The 2,362-nt window shown below is 68.8% G+C and carries 2 protein-coding genes and 1 pseudogene; 1 reads left to right on the top strand and 2 read right to left on the bottom strand.

What is annotated here, in order from left to right; genetic code table 11:
• A partial coding sequence (locus tag A5625_RS26530) for a GntR family transcriptional regulator (protein ID WP_156748594.1) occupies window positions 1-539 on the bottom strand: 539 nt, incomplete at its 3' end.
• An 83-nt stretch (window positions 540-622) separates the two neighbouring features.
• Here A5625_RS26530 and A5625_RS26525 point away from each other — a divergent pair.
• The gene (locus tag A5625_RS26525; protein WP_067001443.1) at window positions 623-2,053 is read left to right on the top strand and encodes an MmgE/PrpD family protein; all 1,431 of its coding nucleotides are present in this window, start codon (window positions 623-625) and stop codon (window positions 2,051-2,053) included.
• Between the two features lie 95 nt (window positions 2,054-2,148).
• Here the strand turns inward: A5625_RS26525 and A5625_RS30825 are convergent.
• Window positions 2,149-2,362: pseudogene (locus tag A5625_RS30825) on the bottom strand (carboxyvinyl-carboxyphosphonate phosphorylmutase); the annotation flags it as partial.

Genomic DNA, 2,362 nt, shown 5'->3' with positions numbered 1-2,362 from the left:
AGCTCGTAGAGCGGTGCGCGCCGCAACGCGGCCTCGGTAAGCACCGGGGCCAGCTCCGGCGGCAGCCAGGCGTCGGTCACCATCAACGGCTCGCCGGTCCTGCGCTGCCGGCGCACGCGCACGATGTGCAGCAACTCGCCGCTGCGCCCGAGGGTTTCGGCGACGACCCGGGTGGGCGGCCGCGTGCCGAGTTCGACCACCTCGACCTCGGTCTCGAATTGGGTCTGGCGCAGTTCTTGCAGATACGAGCGCCCGGTCGGCGCATCGGCCGGATTATGTTGGCGCACAAACGAACCGACGCCATGCCGACGTTCGATGTAGCCCTGTTCGGCGAGGTCGGCCAGCGCGCGCCGCACGGTGATGCGAGAAACCCCGAACTGATCGCACAGGGTCTGCTCGGTGGGCAGCGCCTCGCCGGGGGCGATGACACCGCGGTCGATCTCGTCGTGCAGCACCAAGTACAGCTGCCGGTGCAACGGCACACCGGCGGTCGCGGACACCGGCCCGGCCTTTTCGCTGCGCTGCTGCACGGTGCTCAATGCTGTCACACCGCCTCCCTTGCGCGAGTCGATCAGTTGTTATAAACATATAACAACTATCACCCATCTACTAGGGGGTCGCGATGACCGCGGTGCAGCAGCGGGTCGCCACCGATCCAGCCGGGCCGACGGGGCGCCTTGCCACCTGGGTCGCCGAGCTCACGCTCGACGACGTCCCCGCCGGCGTCGTCGAGCGCGCCAAACACCTGCTGCTCGACGGCATCGGCTGCGCCCTGGTGGGCGCCCAATTGCCGTGGTCACGTGTCGCCACCGGCGCCGTGCTGGGTTTGGAGGGCCCGGGCGACTGCGCCGTCATCGGGACCGGTCAGCGGACCAGCGCGCCCGGGGCGGCGGTGCTCAACGGCACGTTCATCCAGGGCTTCGAACTCGACGACTTCCACCCATTGGCCCCGCTGCACAGCTGCTCGCTGCTCATCCCGGCGCTGTTGTCGACGGCGTCGACACACCGGGCCTCCACGGCCGGCGCCGACCTGCTGCTCGCGGCCATCGCCGGGTTCGAGGTCGGGCCGCGCGTGGGCTACACCCTGCACGGCACCCAAATGCTCGACCGCGGATGGCATTCAGGCCCGGTGTTCGGCACCCATTCGGCGGCGATGGCGTCCGGCAAGCTGCGCGGACTGCCGCCGGCACAACTGGAAGACGCCCTGGGCCTGGCCGCAACCCAGTCGGCGGGTCTGATGGCCGCGCAGTACGAAGCGATGAGCAAGCGCATGCACCACGGCCTGGCCGCGCGCAACGGCTTCTACGCGGCGGGCCTGGCGGCCGCCGGGTACACCGGGATCAAGCGCGTGTTCGAGCGTGAATATGGCGGCTTCCTCAGTGTTTTCGGCGAGGGCCACGACCCGGATCCCGAACCGCTGACGGGTGAACTCGGCCACCGCTGGGAAACCTCCCTCATCATGGTCAAGTCCTATGCCGCGATGGGTGGGCTGCACGGTGCCATCGACGCCGCCCGGCAGTTGCGGAATTCGGTTGCACCGGAAGATATCTCGGCGGTCGACATCACCGTCGGAGAGACCGTGTACAAGCACGGCTGGTGGTCGCCGGAGCGTCCGCTCACCCCGATCGGGGCACAGATGAACATCGGGTACGCCACCGCGGCCGCGCTGCTCGACGGCAACGTGCTGCCCGAACAGTTCATCGGAGCCCGGCTTGATTCCGACGACATCTGGTCGCTGATCGCGGCCACCACGGTGCATCTCGACGAATCACTGGCCGGCGCCGGTATCGCCGAGAAATTCCGCACCGACGTCGCGGTGACCACCCGGGACGGAACCGTGCACCGCGCGCGAGTGGCCCTACCGCACGGCGCGCCCAACGATCCGGTCACCAATGACGAACTGGTGGCCAAGTTCCACGCGCTGGCCGACCGGGTCACCGACCACGGCCGCGCCGCGGCGATCGAGCGCGCGGTGGTCGGGCTCGACGACCTGACCGACATCAACAACCTGATCGACCTGCTCGCCGGCTCCGTCGCGGGCGCGCTGGACTGAAAGGACCCACGATGGCAACAACACCGGCCCGCACTCGGCTCAGAGCATTGCTGGCCAAACGCGAACTCATCGTCGCGCCAGGCGTTTTCGATGGGATATCCGCACACCTGACCCGACGCACCGGGCACGTCGCCGCCTATATGACGGGCGCCGGTGATCATCGCGACCCGATCGGCCATCTCGGTCGCGGTGACCAGGCCGATGTCGGGCAAGCCGAAGCCCGACGCCGCCACACCGGCGCCCGTCATATAGGCGGCGACGTGCCCGGTGCGTCGGGTCAGGTGTGCGGATATCCCATCGAAAACGCCT

Origin of the sequence: Mycobacterium sp. 1465703.0, from assembly GCF_001672975.1 — a bacterium.
In the GTDB taxonomy this organism is placed as follows: Bacteria; Actinomycetota; Actinomycetes; order Mycobacteriales; family Mycobacteriaceae; genus Mycobacterium.
The sequence above is the reverse complement of the archived record's forward strand: the minus strand, read 5'-3'. Positions and strand labels throughout refer to the sequence as shown.